This window comes from Candidatus Symbiopectobacterium sp., assembly GCF_020054415.1.
Classification (GTDB): Bacteria; Pseudomonadota; Gammaproteobacteria; order Enterobacterales; family Enterobacteriaceae; genus Symbiopectobacterium.
Genome location: NZ_JAHWCO010000576.1, coordinates 1 through 1,799, shown reverse-complemented (window position 1 = coordinate 1,799; position 1,799 = coordinate 1). Strand labels below are relative to the sequence as shown.

General features: G+C 50.3%; 1 protein-coding gene and 3 pseudogenes. All 4 read left to right on the top strand.

What is annotated here, in order from left to right:
- Positions 1 to 82 (top strand): annotated as a pseudogene (locus QZ506_RS16825) (lipoprotein); the annotation flags it as partial.
- Between the two features lie 188 nt (positions 83 to 270).
- The gene (locus tag QZ506_RS16820) at positions 271 to 1,464 is read left to right on the top strand and encodes an amino acid aminotransferase (protein WP_291972635.1); all 1,194 of its coding nucleotides are present in this window, start codon (positions 271 to 273) and stop codon (positions 1,462 to 1,464) included.
- Between the two features lie 114 nt (positions 1,465 to 1,578).
- Positions 1,579 to 1,683: pseudogene (locus QZ506_RS16815) on the top strand (IS1 family transposase); the annotation flags it as partial.
- Positions 1,684 to 1,714: 31 nt separating this feature from the next.
- Positions 1,715 to 1,799: pseudogene (locus QZ506_RS16810) on the top strand (IS1 family transposase); the annotation flags it as partial.

Sequence of the window (1,799 nt, the reverse complement as noted above, 5' to 3'; positions counted from 1 at the left end):
GGTGGGTGAAGCCATGGCCATGGTCAAAGCGCTTAACCGGATCACGCTATTAGGAATGCCGAACAGTATTCGCATCACCTAACAATCGACCCGTATGGGGCGCAGTCATTACAGGTTCTGATTTATTCAACAAAGCCTATTAGGTGCCGTGATTCTTAACTTAATCGTTGCGATGAATCACCGACTGGGGCGTTATACGGTCTAAATGACCGCCCAGGGGTTGCGCGCTGCGCGTTAAGCGTGGCAGATAATTATTTCAGGAGAAAAACCGTGTTCCAACATGTCGACGCCTATGCCGGAGATCCTATCCTGTCTCTGATGGAAAAATACAAGCAGGATCAGCGCGCAGATAAGATCAATCTCAGTATCGGGCTCTATTACAACGAACAGAATATCATCCCGCAATTGCGCGCCGTGAGCAGTGCTGTTGATGTACTTGAAGCGCAGCCCAAAGCGGCTTCCTCCTATTTGCCCATGGAAGGTTTCCAACCCTACCGTTCCGCTATTCAGACGCTGCTGTTTGGCAAAGAACACACGGCGCTGGCTACAAACAACATCGCCACTATCCAGACGCTGGGCGGTTCCGGCGCACTGAAGGTGGGTGCTGACTTCCTGAAACACTATTTCCCTGAATCCGAGGTATGGGTCAGCGATCCTACCTGGGAAAACCACATCGCTATTTTTGCAGGTGCCGGATTTAAGGTACACACTTACCCCTATTTTTATGCACAAACGCTGGGCGTAAATTTCGATGGCATGGTTGCCACGCTGGAAAGCCTGCCAGCGCGCAGCATCGTACTGTTGCACCCGTGCTGCCATAACCCAACAGGTTCCGATCTGACTAATGCGCAATGGGATCGCATTATTGAAACGGTGATTAAACACGAACTGATTCCGTTTATGGATATCGCCTATCAAGGCTTTGGCGGCGGCATCGATGAAGATGCTTACGCGCTGCGCGCCATTGCCAGCGCGGGCGTTCCTGCACTGATAGCCAACTCCTTCTCCAAGATTTTTTCTCTTTATAATGAACGCGTGGGTGGGCTCTCCGTGGTGTGTGAAGATGCCGAAAGCGCACAGCGTGTTTTGGGGCAGTTGAAGGCCACAGTACGTCGTAACTACTCCACACCGCCGAATTACGGTGCTCAGGTGGTTTCTAACGTGCTGAATGATGTAGCACGCAATGCAGAGTGGAAAGCGGAAGTCGAAGAAATGCGTTCACGTATTCTCACCATGCGTAACGCGCTGGTGGATGCTCTGAAAGTAGAATTGCCAACGCGCAATTTTGACTACCTGTTGACACAGCGTGGCATGTTTAGCTACACCGGTTTCAGCACGCTACAGGTAGATCGCCTGCGCGACGAATTTGGTGTTTATCTGATCGCCAGCGGTAGAATGTGCGTTGCGGGTCTGAATTCGGGCAACGTCGTACGCGTCGCCAAAGCGTTCGCTGCGGTTCAATAACCCATCAAAGGCTTAACGCCAACGTTAAGCCTTTTTTTGCCATTCCACTTTTCGGGTCCTGTATTCAATATGTTGATTGCAGTGTGAAATGTCCGGTTTTGGATGTGGAATACAGTGGCTAAAGTTTATGTAAGATGCCCGTTTTGTGAACAGACATCTCCTGTGAAAAAACACGGTTATGGCAAAAGTGGCCGTCAGCGTTACCGTCGTCAGTCATGCAAACACGGATGGCTACAGGGCTTACAACGACGAACTTCCAAAAGTAAAACACATTGTTAGCAAGCTGTATACACAGCGTATTGAGCGTGCACATCTGACACTGCGTAACCGATTGC